The sequence below is a fragment of the Alicyclobacillus pomorum DSM 14955 genome (genome assembly GCF_000472905.1).
GTDB lineage: Bacteria > Bacillota > Bacilli > Alicyclobacillales > Alicyclobacillaceae > Alicyclobacillus_A > Alicyclobacillus_A pomorum.
In genome coordinates, this window is record NZ_AXAR01000001.1 from 237,203 (window position 1) to 252,466 (window position 15,264).

A 15,264-nucleotide genomic window follows, 5' to 3' on the forward strand; every position below is an offset into this window, starting at 1 on the left:
ATGGAAATGTCATTGGGGCAACCGCGGTCGCGTTATCGGTGGGTCGTGTTTTGCGCACTTGCGTTCACTTACCTGGTGATCTTTTCGCAACGCACCGGACCAGGTGTGATTGCGAACCAGTTGCAGGCCCAGTTTGGCGTGTCCTCAGCCATTTTGGGGACAATGGCCAGCGTGCAGTACTTTCTGTACATGGTCTTGCAGGTCCCCATCGGGGCGTTCGCCGATAGGATTGGGCCTGAACGTCTGCTGATACTTGGCACGGCGCTGGATGGCGCTGGAACCGTCATGTTTTCACTGGCTCCGAATTTTTCCTGGCTGCTCGTCGGACGCGCGTTGGTCGGCGCCGGGGACGCGTTCATTTGGATCAACATTGTGTTGATTGTTGGGAAGTGGTTTGCTGCCGAAGAATTTGGCGGCATTCTCGGACTCATTGGGACGTTTGGGAATTTGGGCGCAGTTTTGGCGAGCATTCCGTTTGCAGCGTGGGTTTCTGCTGCCGGATGGCGTGGGCCGTTTTTAATTCTCGGCGTGCTGCTACTGGTGTTTGCCGTGGGAAACGCCTTTTTGTTGCAAAGAACGTGGGTGCCCTGGCGAACGACGGTACAACCGGTACCCGCGTTGCGCGTACAACGGATTCCACTGCTACTCACCCTCAAGCGAGTGGTGCGAGAACAAGTCTCATGGGCCACCTTTCTCTGCCACTTCGGTATCATGGGAAGTTACTTAGGGTTCACGGGTCTGTGGGCCGTACCTGTATTCATGACGATGTACCACATGTCCCGGGCCGCTGCCGCGCAATTTATCCTCGTTGGGTTTATCGGTGCGATTGTGGGCGGGCCGGTAGTTGGATACATTTCAGATAAGTTCGGCCAGCGCAAGCGCCCGTATATTGCATTGCAGAGTATCGCGACCTTGGCGTGGTTTAGCGTCTCACTCACGGGTGGCCACCCGCCAGAATGGCTGAGCTTCGTGATTGTGTTTGTCCTCGGGTTTGGATGTGGTGGTAGTCTTCTGACGTTCGCCACCATTCGCGACGCGACACCCCAAGAGCGTGCAGGGGTCACCTCGGGCTTCGCAAACATGGGTGGTTTCTTGAGCGCTGTGTTGTTACCGGTGGTTTTCGGCGCTGTGATTGACACTGTCAATCCCACACATGTCTCCGGAGCACCCGCAGAGAGAGCGTATCTTTACGCGTTCCTCGTTCCTACAATCTTGTCGCTGATGGGTGTCCTTGGCAGCTGTTTGTTGCCGGGCAAATCCACAGCCCGTTCAGAAGAGTGATATGGATGGAGGCGGAAGTTGGATGAAGAACATTGAAAGCCTTGACGAATACTTTACGGTCGTCCGCGGGAGTACGCCCGTCGTGATGTTGTTTTCCGCGAATTGGTGCCCTGACTGTCGGTTCTTGGACCGGTTCATTGACGATGTGGAGAAGAAGTACGCGGGGAAAATCGCGATGTACAAGGTGGATAGGGACCAGTTTCCGGAACTGTGCGAGACGCTCGATATCATGGGCATTCCGAGCTTTGTCGCGTACCAGAACGGCAACGTCCTGACTCGCTTTGTCAGCAAGTTGCGGAAGACACAGGCTGAAGTCGAAGCGTTTCTGGACGACGTGCTGGCGAAAGCAGAAGCTTCACACGCGTAAGTGGAGGAGGAGAGATTCGCGAATCGCGAAACAATGGGCCGATTTGCGAACCAACGCACACTAGGAAGGGGGCGGCGATTTGGCTGGCCAGGATTGGTTTATCCGAACGGAAGAGGAACGGAAGCGGTTTGAAGTGACGCGCAAACTATCCCAATCGTTTGCCGAGACAGCGCCGAAGTTCGATGCGACTGGCACATTCCCACACGAACACATCGACGCGTTGCGCAAATCTGGATATGTCACTTGGACAGTACCAAAGAAGTACGGTGGAGACGAAATCTCGCTCTACGAATTGTTGTTGCATCAGGAAGAGCTCGCGCGCGGTGATGGATCCACCGCACTAGCCATCGGTTGGCACGTGGGCATCATGCTCAACTTGCGAGCCAGCCGGTCGTTGCCGGAAGAAATCTTTGAAGAGATCTGCCACAGCGTGATGGAGCGCGGGGCGCTCATCAACAGTTGCGCGAGTGAGCCTGCTACCGGCAGCCCCAGTCGCGGCGGACGCCCTGAAACCACCGCCGTTGCCGTGGACGGCGGATATCGCATCAACGGACGCAAGACGTATAGCTCACTGAGTCCTGAGCTGGATTGGATTCTCGTGACCGCTTCCATTGCAGACAGTCCGAATACGGGCGAGTTTCTCGTCCGGGGCCAGGACGTCGAGGTCGTTGAAACGTGGAATGTCATGGGCATGCGGGGGACGGGAAGCCACGACATCGTGTTAAAGGACGTCTTTGTGCCAGAGCGGTACCTCGTCGCAGTGTTTGAACCTGGGCAGAAGTCTTTACGGAGCCGCGACGGAGGCGGCTGGCAACTGCACATCCCGGCTTGTTATCTCGGCATCGCCCTGAATGCGCGTGACTTTGCCGTGCACTACGCTGCAACATACCAGCCCAATAGCCTTCCGCACCCCATCGCAGAAGTGGAGCACATTCAACAGAAGCTCGGCGAGATGGAGTTAAAACTGTTATCTGCGCGCACGCTGATGTACGACATCGCACGCAGATGGGACGAAGCCAAACCGGAAGAGCGGCTGGCACTCAAGCCGCAGCTGGCTGCCGTGAAGACGTTGGCGACAAACCACGCCATGGACGTCGTGGATCTTGCCATGCGCGTCGTCGGGGCACGGAGTTTGTCAAGAGATTTGGTACTGGAACGATTGTACCGCGACGTCCGGGCAGGTCTGCACAATCCTCCGATGGACGATATTACGTTCAAGCTGCTCGCGAGGGCGGCCGTGCAGGAGGTCCAAGGCGAGAAATAACACCAGCGATTTGCAATACATGGACGAAGGGACAGTGCATTCACGGCGTGCTGTCCCTTTTCGTGTCTATCATCCGTACGAAAGGGGATGAGATATCTGATAGAGTTCGTTCAACTTCCGTGTTGCGCCCCTTAACGCCGCAACTTGTCAATACATACCTGGAGAATCGTATGGGTAGACTTTTCCGAATTCTCTGTCCTACAATGTAGGAGGGTGACTAGAAGATCTTCGCTATGGATAAATCTGAACTCGCAGAGGAGAGGCTTGCATGGGATACAACTTCGCCCTCGAAGTGGACAAAGTGGCATTAGAGGCGCCGCATCGGACGGCGGTGCTGTGCGTATCGGCGGACGGGAGTGAACACCGCACCTCGTACGGGGAACTCCGGCGGAAAACGAACCGACTGGCGAGTGGACTGGCCCGCATCGGCGTCGGCCGCGGTCAGCGCGTTTTGGTACTGCTTCCCCGTGGGAGTGAACCCTACATTGTCTATCTCGCATTGCTCAAACTAGGAACGACAATATTGCCAGGATCCGAGATGTTGCGTACATCGGATATTGTTTATCGCGTGAAACATTCGGAGGCCAGCACCATCATTGCTCACCACACATTGACGGATGCGGCGGACGAGGCGCGTGCGGAGTGCCCGACTCTCGGTCACTTCTTTATTGTCGGTGGGGAGAAGAAAGGGTGGACGCGGTTGGACGACGTTTCGGCGCTCGGATCGGACGCGGATTACATAGTGAACACCGCCGACGAAGATCTCGCGTTCTTGTCCTACACGAGCGGCACGACGGGTGGGCCGAAAGGCGTCATGCACCGTTACGCATGGGCTCGCGAGCACTTGCAAGTGGCCGGTACGTACTGGTTTGACGCGCGACCCGGTGAACTTGCGTGGGCGACCGCAGCTCCCGGATGGGCGAAGTGGGTATGGAGCCCGTTTGTCTCCACGCTCGGCAACGGCGCCACAGCATTTGTTTACCAAGGCCGGTTTACGCCAGAGGCCTACCTCTCCCTTCTTGACAAGTACAAGGTCTCCTTGCTCTGTGCAACGCCGACCGAATATCGTTTGATGGCGAAAGTCAAGAACCTATCTCAATACCAGTTGCATCTCCGATCCGCTTGCTCGGCAGGAGAGCCGCTCAACCGCGAAGTGATTGAGACGTTCGAGCGCCAGTTTGGCATCACCGTCCGCGACGGATATGGTCAAACGGAGAACACATTGCTCGCGGGTACGTTGCAAGGTATGGAGGTCCGGTCGGGTTCCATGGGCAAGCCGTTTCCAGGTATGCCTGTGAGTATTGTAGACGATGAAGGCCAGGAGGTCGGCGTCGGAGAAGTCGGACACATCGCTGTTCACAAGTCCCATCCGGCGCTGTTCCGCGGGTATCTAAATGATCCCGAGCGCACGGAGCGGGCGTTCCGCGGGGAATGGTACATCACAGGCGACAAGGCCCGAAAGGACGAAGACGGATACTTCTGGTTTGAAGGCAGGTCAGACGACATCATCATCTCCGCCGGATATACCATTGGGCCGTTCGAAGTAGAGGACGCGCTCGTCAAGCATCCGAAAGTGGCGGAATGTGCGGTCGTCGCCAGTCCGGACGAAGAGCGCGGACACATCGTGAAGGCGTATGTCGTGCTGCGCAATCCGGAGGATGCGGAAGACCCGGGGCTCGTGAGCGAGCTGCAGGAGCACGTGAAGACCATCACCGCGCCGTATAAGTACCCCAGATCTATCTCGTTTGTCGAAAGTCTGCCGAAGACCACGAGCGGCAAGATTCGGCGGGTTGAGCTGCGCGAGCGGGCGAAGATGGAGGCTGCAGCAGCGGCGACACGGGAATCGCAGTAACAGGTCGTTGTCGATAGTGCAGAGTGCGGGGGCCTTGTCGACGCATGGAAGACTCACGAAGCACGCGCTAAAAAAAGGCAGGTGACGGTTTCCCATCACCTGCCTCTCTGTATACGGGTTTATTCACTGATTTCAAACCTGGTCATTTCATCGGCAGCAGTGAGCGCAACGTCGCATCGACCTCGGCGACACGTGAGGCCCACGAGTTTCTGTCGAGAAACGCTTGTCGCGTGGCATCGTCAACCCGCCGACAACCCGCGAGGATCTGGTCGAGGGCACGTGCGCCTTCGTCAGGCGTACCTGCAACCCAAACCAATTCCTTCATTTTTGTCACCACTTCGTACATCGGTGTCGAAATGACTTCCTTACCGGCCGCCAGGTATTCGTACACTTTTATCGGATTGACCGCCTGCGATAGCTCATTGTTTCGGAATACCATCAGCGTCGCGTCGAAGCCCGCGAGGAACTGAGGCAGTTCCTGATACGGGCGTAAGCCCAGAAAGTGCACGTTTGGACACCGTTCGAGGGTCGCGACGTTCGTTTCAACGGGGCCAATCAGGACAATGTGGACATTCGGACGGGCCTGTGCCAAACCTGCGATAAACTCCTGGTCAATCCAGGAGCCGATGCCGCCGATGAAACCTACACGCGGTCCCGGGATGTCGGCCAGTGCTGGGTGTACGTGGGCACTTTGCGTCTTCGCAAAGTGGTCCACTTCCGCAGCGTTCGGCAACAAGCGCACATCGGAGTGAAATTCGTCCATACGCGACTTCAGCTTGTCCGATGTCGCGAACACCAGTCGACTGTGGCAGGCGATTTCGCGTTCCATGTTGCCCACCACCGTGGGGTTCACCAGCCCCTCAAACTCGGTGTGGAAGTCCACGCAGTCGTAGACCGTCACCACGGGCGTGAGGTGCGGGATGAGATCTACCGAGCCAGGCAGCATCGGGAACAGGATGTACGGACCCGGCATGGCTCCGCGGATTTGTTGGGCGAGCACGCTTTGATTCCACTTGTTCACCGTACGGTACATATTCGCAAAAGGCAGTCCCGCGACAGGAGACAAGACGCGGAGCTGTCCGGTGAAAGTCGGGTCGTTGATGGTGGTGACAGGGTTCCTCGGCAGCAGTTGGCTGCGGAGGGACTTATTCTTCAACGGGCTGAGCCAGGAGATTGGCGCGTTGACGAAAAGCACGTTCCAACCGCGCTGTGCGAGTCCACGTGCAAAATGCTGGGGCCGGGCGGTGGCGCCATGCCAGGTCACGCCGGCTGTAATCACAATCGTTGGTCGCATCATTGGACGTGTCCGTGCCTCCTTCCCGCTCAAACAAACGTGGCCATCTCATGGGTCACGATTTCATTCTTTGATATTTATACAGGTTGACCGCGATGCGGTACACCACCATCAGCAGTCCCAGTACGCTGACAAACACGAAAAACGGAGCAATCGCGTAGAATGCGATGAACACCAGCATGGTAAAGTACTGTTCCCCGATGATAAAACTACGGAACGGTATGTAACTGCGCCATTTTTGCATCCGGCTGAAGGTATCCTGTTTTTCTGAAGAGCCTACTGCGTTTGCTGCAGGCTGAGCAGAGGCCAATTTGCGCAAAAAATCGACTTGGCCGAGGTACTCCAGCATGTACAGTGCAAACAGGGCCACCATGGCCCAAATCCAGATGTCCATGCGGTCTGGGTGAACCCGGGTGTACCCATATGCCAGGCTGAAGTACACGGCAAATTCCTTGATTCTATCCGCAACTTGATCCAACCATCCGCCAATCGGCGAAAACATCTTCTTGTATCGCGCCAATTGGCCGTCGGCGCAGTCCACCACGTAGGAGACCTGGACGAGAATCAGGCCCATCCATACGCTCGTCCGGTCGCCGATGGAGAACAAGCTACACCCAATGAGCGCAAGCAACAGTGAAAACAGGGTCAAGCCGTTGGGCGTGACCCGGGTGTTGCGGATGAGGTACACCAGGCGAATGGACAACGGGTAGTACAGGTAGTTTGTCCAAATGTCAATCGGACGCTTGGCGCAAGCGTTGATTTGTTTCAGTTCACTCATTGACTTCAACCTTTTTAAACGTCTGTAATACTTCGTTGACCGCGTACTCGTAGTCCTCAGGGAAATCGACTTCGACACACGGCAACCCAGTAATGTCGACCGCCTTCATCTGCGACTTGTCATGCATGGCATCCAACGCGTGTTCGAAGAACTTCATTTCATTGCCTGGAACGGCTTCGCGATAAACGGTCTCGCGGAACGCGCGCGCAAAGTCGCCTGTAAACTTGGCCACGCCGATAAATTCCCCGTAACAGATGTCGGGATTGAGATGCTTTCCGATTGCCGTAATTTGGTCTCCGGAGACAATCACTTTGACTTCCTCTTCGCGGCACTGCTTCCGATCCACAGCAAGGTACCCTCCGCCCGAGAGAGGCGCGAGGCGCTGCAAAATCTGATGGTCAAAGACGACGTCCGCATTCAGGTAATAGAAATCCCCTTCGTACTGTTCTAAAGCCAGTTTGAGGGAAAACAGCGTGTTCGTCGTTTTGAAGTCGGAGTTGACCACGTACGTGGCGCGCACGTTCGGGTGCAACTTTGCGATATGTTCCTGAATCATTTCTTTCCGGTAACCGACCACGAGAAGCACATCCGTGACGTCGATACTCTGCAGGGCCTCGAGTTGCCAATCGAGAATGGTCTTTGGCCCCATCGGTAGTAGACATTTCGGTTTGTCGTCGGTGAGTGGGCGCAGTCGAGTCGACTGTCCCGCGGCGAGGATTATGGCTTTTGTCGGCCTCATCCAACCAACCTCCCGTAAATTGGACATTCATCTTATTAAACCAATTGCGCATTCCCTGCGTCAAGCGAGACCGGGGGCGGACGACGAGGATCTGGCAATCGTCGACAGATTTCGCGATTGACAGACCATTCTGGCAGTGGTATATTATCGCCAACACAAAACCGTACATCGGCATCGACAACTCTTATCCAGAGTGGCGGAGGGACTGGCCCAATGAAGCCCGGCAACCACCAGGGAGCAAATCCTGGAGAGGTGCCAATTCCTGCAGGACACCAAGAGCGTTGGGTCCTGAGAGATGAGAGGAGTGCGTAGGTTTGATCCATTGAGATCCATCACCGCTCCCTCTCAGGAGCGGTTTTTGTTTGGTCATGGGTCCTATCTTATCAATCAAATCAGAGGAGAGATGAGCATGTCAGAGGGGAAATTTAACGGGTTTGAGACAATTGCACTGCACGAGGGGTTTCATTCGGATCCGGCCACGCACGCGGTGGCTGTTCCAATCTATCAGACGTCTTCCTACGCATTTGATAATTCGGAACACGCAGCGAACTTATTCGCTTTGAAAGAGACGGGCAACATCTACACCCGCATTATGAATCCGACGCAGGATGTGTTTGAACAGAGAATTGCGCGGTTGGAGGGGGGCGTCGGAGCGTTGGCGGTGGCGTCGGGTCAGGCAGCGATTACGTTGTCCATCCTGAACATCGCCGGCGCAGGAGACCACGTTGTCAGTTCCACCAATCTCTACGGTGGCACGTTTAACTTGTTCAACACCACGTTGCGCAAGGTCGGCATTGACTTCACCTTTGTCACACCGGACGACTTCGCAGCCATCGAGGCGAGTATCCGCGACAACACAAAAGCGTTGTACGTGGAAACCATCGGCAATCCACGAATTGACGTGGCGGACATTGAAACGCTAGCCGACATCGCGCACCGCCACGGTATTCCGCTGATTATCGACAACACGTTCGCAACGCCTTACCTGTGCCGCCCCATTGACTTTGGTGCGGACATCGTCATTCACTCGGCCACAAAGTTTATCGGGGGGCACGGTACGTCCATTGGCGGCGTCATCGTGGACAGCGGAAAGTTCCCCTGGGACAACGGAAAGTTCCCAGGTCTGGTAGAGCCAGATGAAACCTACCACGGCGTCTCATACGTGCGGGACGTCGGGGCTGCGGCGTACATTGTGAAAGCACGCGTTCAACTGCTTCGAGATCTCGGACCCGCGGTGTCGCCGTTCAACGCCTTCCTGTTCATTCAGGGATTGGAGACGCTCGCGCTGCGGTTGGAACGCCATTCCTCCAATGCGCTGGCTGTCGCCAAGTTCCTTGAGGCGCATCCACAGGTGGAATGGGTGAACTACCCAGGGCTTGAATCCAGCGAATACTACGCTCTCGCCCAAAAGTATCTGCCCAAAGGCGCGGGTGCTATTCTGACGTTCGGCATTCAGGGTGGTGTCGAAGCCGGCAAAGCGTTCATTGACAACCTGAAGTTGTTCAAGCATTTAGCGAACGTCGGCGATGCGCGGAGCCTGGTCATCCATCCGGCGAGCACGACGCACCAGCAACTGACCGAGGAACAACAGATTGCATCTGGCGTGAAGCCAAACCTCATTCGGCTGTCCATTGGCTTGGAGACGGTTGACGACCTGCTGGCAGACCTGGAAGACGCGCTGACTGCTGCGCGAGTCACAGTCACGGCCTGATCATTTCGTGGAGAAGGGGATGGGCACGGTGGAGACATCGACCGACGTTGCGAAGACAGATTCGGCACCGGGCGCGACGTTTTCAGAGTGGCACGAGAATCCTGAGTACCGACACGTTTGCGGCCTGTTGACCATCCCGCACTTCACGACCGAGCTCGGTGAGACGCTGTCGCCCGTGGACATTCGCTTTGACGCGTGGGGGACGTTGAACAAGACAAAGGACAACGTGGTGGTCATCTGCCACGCGTTGACCGGGGATTCGCGCGCTGCCGCCAGCCACGAGGGGGCAGGGTGGTGGTCGGACCTCATCGGTCCGGGGAAGGCCATTGACGTCAACAAGTACTTCGTGGTGGCCACCAACGTATTGGGAGGGTGCGCTGGGTCCACAGGACCCAGCAGCCTTGCCCGCGATGCCAAGCCGTACGGATTGCGGTTTCCGCTGGTGACCATTCGCGACATGGTGAAGGCGCAGGTCCGGGTGCTGGACGCACTGGGGATCACGGGTGTGCACGTCGTCATTGGCGGCTCCATGGGGGGGATGCAGGCGTGGGAATGGCCTTTTCTGTATCCCGGACACGTAGAACACGCTGTGGTGATTGCGGCACACGCCTCGTTTCCACCCCTGGCCATCGGGTACAACCACGCCATGCGACAAGCCATCATGTCGGACCCAGACTGGCAAGACGGTGACTACTACGGCACTGGCCGCCGTCCCATGAGGGGACTCGCGACGGCTCGGAGTATCGGGATGCTCACCTACCGGACGGGGCCGCTGTTTCAAGAGCGGTTTGGCCGCACAGAAACGAGTTCACCCACGTGGAGTCGGTTGATTCACACGCCTGTGCAGGGCACGGAATCTCTGAAAGACCGCTTGGCAGAACCGTGGTTTCAGGTCGAGTCGTATTTGGATCATCACGGCGAGCGGATCAATGGACGCTTTGACGCGAACAGCTACCTGTACTTGACGCGGGCGATGGACAGTCATGACATTGGCCGCGGTAGAGGTGGGTTGGAGGCAGCGTTCTCTGACCTGGAGACTCGCCTTACAGTCGTGGGCATTGACCAGGACTATCTCTACGCAGCGGAGGACTTAAAAAGAGACGCCGCACTGGCAGCGGCGTGCGGCGTTCACAGTCGTTATTTGGAAATGAAGTCCCACTTCGGGCACGACGCGTTTCTTGCGGATCAGGCGCAGTTAGGCGCGCTGTTAGATGGAATCTAGGTCGTGCCCCGTGAGGGAACTTTACTTCAGGTGCACGTGCCCGTCCGAGGCACGTGCATTATTTTTCGACGATGTCGATGGATTGAATGAAGGCGTCTTTCGTCGGCTTGCTCTGTTCGCCCTGCATCATTGGATTGGCGACGACCGGGATGGCAGCGATTTTTTCCACGACGTCCATGCCGGATACCACCTTGCCAAATTCGGTGTAGTTGGGCTGCGCGTTGAGATTTGCAGCGTCTTGTCCGGTGCAGATGAAGAATTGGCTCCCGTTTGTGTTTGGGCCTGCGTTGGCCATCGCCACAATGCCCGGTGCGTAGGGGTGTTTCGGGGGCAGTTCATCTGCGAACTGATAGCCGGGGCCGCCGGTGCCATTGTTGAGCGGATCGCCCGTTTGAATCATGAACGTCTTGATGATGCGAAAGAACTTGTCGTTGTTGTAGAAGTTGTGCTTGGCTAGAAACACAAAGTTGTTAACAGTCTTTGGACTCTCCGACGCAAACAGTTGCACGGTAAAGTCGCCGTAATTGGTGTGGAAGACGGCTGAGTACTGTTTGTGCGGGTCAATCTGCATGGCCGGTGGCGAGGACCACTGCATCGGCGCTTTCGCCCTAGCCCCTGAGATGCTGTTGTCGGTCGTCGTATTGGCCTGGCTTGCACTGGTCGCGTTGGCAGTGGAATTGGTCTGATCCGCATTCCCGGCGTTGTTGGCTTGCGGTGCTCCGCACGCCGTGGCCATGAACACCGCGACGCCACACAGTCCGTAGAGGCTTCTGTGTAAACTCCATTTCATTGGGTATACCTCCTTGTTGTACTTGTCATGGTTTCCTATGTACCGCTTGAGTTATCCCGCTTCGACTCCAATTCGCTTGCAAATCGCCTCTGCAAGCGCACAACCGACACTGTTCTTGGCTGTGAATACGTTGCCATCCAGGCACACGTCTTCGCCTGTGTACGCAGAGTACGTGAAGAGTGAGGCGTACTTCTCGACAGTATCGGACGGACCGGTGAACCTCAAACCACCCAGCTGCCCGGCTGCCCCGAGAATGGCACATGCGTCTCCGCTCGCGGCTAGCCAAGCGTTGTGTTGCCCATTGAACTGGCGAATGAAACGGTGCAGGTGGGGATTTTCGAGCAGGGATGATGTCATGCCACCGCTGGGTAACAGCAGCCACTGAAAGTCTCGCGGGCTGGCCGTTCCCAAGGCACCGTGTGGCAGCAACGTTAAGCCGCAATCGGCTGTCACAGGCGAACCGTCGAGGGTCAACGTGCGGACGGCGTACTGGGCTCGCTTTAGCGCCGTCAATACCGGTGCAACGTCCTGTATGGTACAGTTTTCCCATGCAATGAATGCAACCTTCATCACGAATTCCTCTTTTTTCAGTCAAGGAAACCAAACGGTAATAGGTTAGACATGCCAAGGGACGATTCCTGCTTGACTCGACAGACGTTTGTGAAAGGTCCGTGAGGATATCATTCTCATGGTGTGGAGAGCAGGGAATTCGGAAGATATGTCGAAATATACACAAAGTAGTGACATCATGTCATTTTGGCGAGCGTATTTTAGAACGTTCACGCACGGATGCTGGGAAGGGGATGGTGAAGTGGCCCACAATATTCTTGAAATGTTAGAGACTTCGGTCAATGCGTTCAAAGACCGACCCGCCGTGTGGGACCCACAGGCAGATGGAACGTTCATCGCAATGTCCTACGCGCAGTTGTGGGAAGACATTCGCCGAGTGAGCGGGAAATTGCGCGAAGAAGGAGTGCAATATGACAGCAAAGTCGGTCTACTGGCTCTGAGCCGGTCCTGGTGGCCGATTGTCGATGTGGCGGTGATGAGCCTAGGTGCAGTAACGGTGCCCATTTATCCAAGCCTTCCTTCGAACCAAATGGAGTTTATCATTCGTCATTCCGACATGGAAGGACTCGTGCTGCAGGATATGAAACAGTTGAAAAAAGTGCTGGACATTCCTGCCACATCGATACCCGGTTTGAGATTTCTCGTGGTCCTCGACGAATCCCGTGACCCTCAACTACTGCACGCTGCTCGCAAACGCTTTCAGGTTTACTTCTACGAAGATTGGATCCGCGCCCGGCACACGTTGAGCGAGGAGGAGTGGAAGGGGTTCTGGGCGGGCCTGACGCGTGACGATGTAGCGACGATTGTCTTTACCTCAGGCACGACGGGCGTTCCCAAAGGTGTGGTGTTAACCCATGGCAATATTCTCGCTAATATTGAAGGCATTCGGGAAATTGTCAGGTTGTACCCTACCGACCGTTCGTTATCCTACTTGCCGTTGTCTCATATCTTTGAACGGACTTGCGGCCAATTTGTGCCCTTTGCAGCTGGAGCTTCGATTGCCTACGCGAGGAATTTTCAGCAAATTCTCGACGATTTTCGGGTGATACCCCCCACCATCTTTACAACAGTCCCGCGCCTGTTGGAGAAAATTCAGGAGGGTGTATACGAAAAAGTTCAGCAGTCCGGGAAAGTGACACAACGGCTGTTTCAGTGGGCGGTCGACCTCGGAACTAAAGTCAGGGTGGAAAAATCGGCGCGTGCAGGTGCACGGCTGGCCTTAGCGGACAGACTGGTGTTCCACAAGATTCAGGCGTTGTTTGGCGGGCAGCTGCGCGCGGTCATTGTTGGAGGCGCGCCGTTGCCGCGATACGTTGGACGGTTTTTTACGGCCGTTGGTATGTCTGTTGCCGAAGGGTACGGGATGACGGAGACCTCTCCCGTTGTGGCGGCAAATCGCCCCGAAGCGCCGGTCCTTGGTACCGCGGGACGGATTCTGCACAACGTGCAGGTCAGAATCGCCGATGACGGCGAGGTTTTGGTAAAAGGTCCGAGTATCATGCGCGGGTACTACCACAACGAGGAAGCGACGCGGGAGGCGTTCACGGAGGACGGGTGGTTGCGCACAGGAGACATTGGACGCGTGACGCCAACCGGTGAACTACAGATCACCGACCGGAAAAAGAACCTTATCGTGCTGTCCACCGGAAAGAAAGTGACGCCGGCACCCATTGAAGGGGATATTCTCAAACGCCCGGTGGTGGACCAAGTCGTGTTGATTGGACAGGGGCGTAAATACATTAGTGCCATCGTCGTCCCGAACGAACCCCTCGTAGCAGATTGGTATCGCCGTCGAGGAAAAGACGTTCCGCCGAGGTCCGAGTGGCACAAGGACGTCGCTCTGGTGAACTTCCTACTCCGTGAGGTGGAGGAAGCGACGCGGGAGTACGCGAAATTCGAACAGCCGAAGAAAATCCTGATTGCGCGTGAACCGTTCACGGTGGACAACGGTCTCATGACTCCCACGTTGAAAGCGCGTGCAAAGGCGGTTGTGGCGGCGTACCAGGCAGAGATTGACGCGCTGTACGAGGAATCCAGAGCGAGTGCCTCCAGTCCTGCGTAATGCCGAAGCACGCCCAAATCAGCCGTGTACCTGTCACCGACACGTCCCTGGCGGCTATACTGCCAAGGGGAGTCATCATCCAGGCGGTCATTCCATACCTTGGACAGGCCGCCAAGAATCCAGGCTTGGTACTACCGCTGGGAGGCATGGACATTGCCCATTTTTTCGCGTTCGGATATTATCGCGACGCCATTGGCTGGTCAAACACTTGCGCCATTTGGGGCGGACCTAGTGATTGCCGAGTGGACTACTTCAGGTACTCCCGTAGATGCAGAGCCTCAACTTATGGCGCCGCATCACCTACACTATCAGGATAGTGAAGCATGGTATGTTCTTGAGGGAACCCTTGGAGTCCAAATCGGTGACATAACGTACCATCTTGATGCCGGGGATGCCATTGTGGCTCCCCCGATGACAAAGCACACTTTTTGGAATCCCAAACCTACCCCGGTGCGCTACCTTATCATCATGACAGCACAGATTAAAGCATTGATTGACGCCATCCACGCTACGGAACAACGTGCTCCGGAAACCATGAAGCAGCTCTTCGAGAAATACGGTTCCAAACTACTCTAGATGCACATGTAAGGGGAAGCCTAACAACTTAGGCTTCCCCTTACATGCGAACGTGCGCGTCCAGTGACCGCTTATCGACCAATCATCTGCAAAAATTCCCGGCGCAAGTCGTAATTCGCGTTGTACGCCCCGCGGGATGCCAGGGTGGTGGTTTTCGATCCGGGTTTTTTCACGCCCCGGGCGCACATACACGTATGCTCCGCCTCAATCAGCGCAATGACGCCTTTGGGCTGCAACACTCGGTCAATGGTGTCGACGATTTGTTCTGTCATCCGCTCTTGTACTTGTAACCGCCTTGCAAACACATCGACCAAACGTGCCAACTTGCTGATCCCGACGATTTTTTCAGACGGCAAATACGCGACGTGCGCCTTTCCGAAAAACGGAACCATGTGGTGTTCGCACAAAGAATAGAACGTGATGTCAGAGACAATCACGGGACCTTCGGTTCGCTCTTCAAATGTCGTACTCAGAACGCTTTCCGGTTGAACGTGCATGCCGCCCAACACTTCTTCATACATTTTTGCCACGCGCATCGGCGTGTCCAATAGACCGTCGCGTGCCACGTCTTCTCCAATGAGTTTGAGAATCTCCTGTACGTGGTACGCAATCTCGTTGCGCGTTTTCAACTTCTCGGTATTGACGTCGGTCATGGACGAATCTATCAACATTCCAGCGCCTCCTTTGCGTGCGACCTGGACATTCGCGTTTCGTTGCAAAAAAGATCTCGCCTCATTATAGTAGTCATATCAACGACT

Annotated in this window: 14 protein-coding genes and 1 riboswitch; of the genes, 8 read left to right on the forward strand and 6 right to left on the reverse strand. The window is 55.9% G+C overall.

Translation table 11 applies throughout. From position 1 onward, the window contains the following. The 4 genes from YWK_RS0101095 to YWK_RS0101110 all read left to right on the forward strand — a co-directional run bounded on the left by YWK_RS0101095 (position 1) and on the right by YWK_RS0101110 (position 4,764). Entirely contained in the window at positions 1-1,281 is a 1,281-nt protein-coding gene (locus YWK_RS0101095) for an MFS transporter (RefSeq protein ID WP_026963328.1), read from the forward strand. 22 nt (positions 1,282-1,303) lie between these two features. Continuing rightward, entirely contained in the window at positions 1,304-1,648 is a 345-nt protein-coding gene (locus YWK_RS0101100) for a thioredoxin family protein (RefSeq protein ID WP_026963329.1), read from the forward strand. 79 nt (positions 1,649-1,727) lie between these two features. Beyond that, the gene (locus YWK_RS0101105) at positions 1,728-2,912 is read left to right on the forward strand and encodes an acyl-CoA dehydrogenase family protein (protein ID WP_026963330.1); all 1,185 of its coding nucleotides are present in this window, start codon (positions 1,728-1,730) and stop codon (positions 2,910-2,912) included. Between the two features lie 268 nt (positions 2,913-3,180). Further along, the gene (locus YWK_RS0101110) at positions 3,181-4,764 is read left to right on the forward strand and encodes an acetate--CoA ligase (RefSeq protein ID WP_026963331.1); all 1,584 of its coding nucleotides are present in this window, start codon (positions 3,181-3,183) and stop codon (positions 4,762-4,764) included. A gap of 142 nt (positions 4,765-4,906) precedes the next feature. Here the strand turns inward: YWK_RS0101110 and YWK_RS17700 are convergent, their stop codons facing one another. The 3 genes from YWK_RS17700 to YWK_RS0101125 are packed head-to-tail and all read right to left on the reverse strand — an operon-like array spanning position 4,907 to position 7,575. After that, positions 4,907-6,061 (reverse strand): glycosyltransferase, encoded by a 1,155-nt coding sequence (locus YWK_RS17700; RefSeq protein WP_051374851.1) that lies wholly within the window; start codon positions 6,059-6,061, stop codon positions 4,907-4,909. Between the two features lie 52 nt (positions 6,062-6,113). Beyond that, a complete protein-coding gene (locus YWK_RS0101120; protein ID WP_026963332.1) occupies positions 6,114-6,836 on the reverse strand; it encodes a CDP-alcohol phosphatidyltransferase family protein in 723 nt (240 codons plus the stop codon). Beyond that, positions 6,829-7,575 carry a phosphocholine cytidylyltransferase family protein gene (locus YWK_RS0101125; protein WP_026963333.1) on the reverse strand — a complete coding sequence of 249 codons (747 nt, stop codon included), beginning with the start codon at positions 7,573-7,575 and terminating at the stop codon, positions 6,829-6,831. Before YWK_RS0101125 ends, YWK_RS0101120 begins: the two co-directional genes overlap by 8 nt. Before the next feature lie 181 nt (positions 7,576-7,756). Next, positions 7,757-7,877: riboswitch (SAM riboswitch) on the forward strand. A 107-nt stretch (positions 7,878-7,984) separates the two neighbouring features. Between YWK_RS0101125 and YWK_RS0101130 the strand changes: the two genes are divergently transcribed. Continuing rightward, a complete protein-coding gene (locus YWK_RS0101130; protein ID WP_026963334.1) occupies positions 7,985-9,286 on the forward strand; it encodes a homocysteine synthase in 1,302 nt (433 codons plus the stop codon). 28 nt (positions 9,287-9,314) lie between these two features. Next, positions 9,315-10,508 (forward strand): homoserine O-acetyltransferase MetX, encoded by a 1,194-nt coding sequence (gene metX / locus YWK_RS17705; RefSeq protein ID WP_245578466.1) that lies wholly within the window; start codon positions 9,315-9,317, stop codon positions 10,506-10,508. Between the two features lie 58 nt (positions 10,509-10,566). On the opposite strand, the gene YWK_RS17710 is transcribed toward metX, so the two are convergent. Both YWK_RS17710 and YWK_RS0101145 read right to left on the reverse strand, forming a co-directional pair. Further along, complete coding sequence (locus YWK_RS17710) at positions 10,567-11,298, reverse strand: peptidylprolyl isomerase (RefSeq protein WP_035465661.1); 732 nt, start codon at positions 11,296-11,298, stop codon at positions 10,567-10,569. A gap of 51 nt (positions 11,299-11,349) precedes the next feature. Continuing rightward, positions 11,350-11,868, reverse strand: a complete 519-nt coding sequence (locus tag YWK_RS0101145; protein WP_026963335.1) for a DJ-1/PfpI family protein — start codon at positions 11,866-11,868, stop codon at positions 11,350-11,352. 241 nt (positions 11,869-12,109) lie between these two features. Between YWK_RS0101145 and YWK_RS0101150 the strand changes: the two genes are divergently transcribed. Both YWK_RS0101150 and YWK_RS0101155 read left to right on the forward strand, forming a co-directional pair. Continuing rightward, on the forward strand, positions 12,110-13,930 hold the full coding sequence (locus tag YWK_RS0101150) for an AMP-dependent synthetase/ligase (protein ID WP_026963336.1): 1,821 nt from the start codon (positions 12,110-12,112) through the stop codon (positions 13,928-13,930). Positions 13,931-14,083: 153 nt separating this feature from the next. After that, on the forward strand, positions 14,084-14,506 hold the full coding sequence (locus YWK_RS0101155; protein ID WP_245578467.1) for a cupin domain-containing protein: 423 nt from the start codon (positions 14,084-14,086) through the stop codon (positions 14,504-14,506). Positions 14,507-14,577: 71 nt separating this feature from the next. Here the strand turns inward: YWK_RS0101155 and folE are convergent, their stop codons facing one another. After that, positions 14,578-15,177 carry a GTP cyclohydrolase I FolE gene (gene folE / locus YWK_RS0101160; protein ID WP_156908992.1) on the reverse strand — a complete coding sequence of 200 codons (600 nt, stop codon included), beginning with the start codon at positions 15,175-15,177 and terminating at the stop codon, positions 14,578-14,580. Positions 15,178-15,264: the final 87 nt, after the last annotated feature.

Bases quoted from the DNA above. Each gene is read 5' to 3' on its own strand.
- YWK_RS0101120 (WP_026963332.1), bottom strand. From the start codon at position 6,836: ATGAGTGAACTGAAACAAATCAACGCTTGCGCCAAGCGTCCGATTGAC.
- YWK_RS0101125 (WP_026963333.1), bottom strand. From the start codon at position 7,575: ATGAGGCCGACAAAAGCCATAATCCTCGCCGCGGGACAGTCGACTCGA.
- YWK_RS0101095 (WP_026963328.1), top strand. From the start codon at position 1: ATGGAAATGTCATTGGGGCAACCGCGGTCGCGTTATCGGTGGGTCGTG.
- YWK_RS0101145 (WP_026963335.1), bottom strand. From the start codon at position 11,868: ATGAAGGTTGCATTCATTGCATGGGAAAACTGTACCATACAGGACGTT.
- YWK_RS0101100 (WP_026963329.1), top strand. From the start codon at position 1,304: ATGAAGAACATTGAAAGCCTTGACGAATACTTTACGGTCGTCCGCGGG.
- folE (WP_156908992.1), bottom strand. From the start codon at position 15,177: ATGTTGATAGATTCGTCCATGACCGACGTCAATACCGAGAAGTTGAAA.
- YWK_RS0101110 (WP_026963331.1), top strand. From the start codon at position 3,181: ATGGGATACAACTTCGCCCTCGAAGTGGACAAAGTGGCATTAGAGGCG.
- YWK_RS0101130 (WP_026963334.1), top strand. From the start codon at position 7,985: ATGTCAGAGGGGAAATTTAACGGGTTTGAGACAATTGCACTGCACGAG.
- YWK_RS17710 (WP_035465661.1), bottom strand. From the start codon at position 11,298: ATGAAATGGAGTTTACACAGAAGCCTCTACGGACTGTGTGGCGTCGCG.
- YWK_RS17700 (WP_051374851.1), bottom strand. From the start codon at position 6,061: ATGATGCGACCAACGATTGTGATTACAGCCGGCGTGACCTGGCATGGC.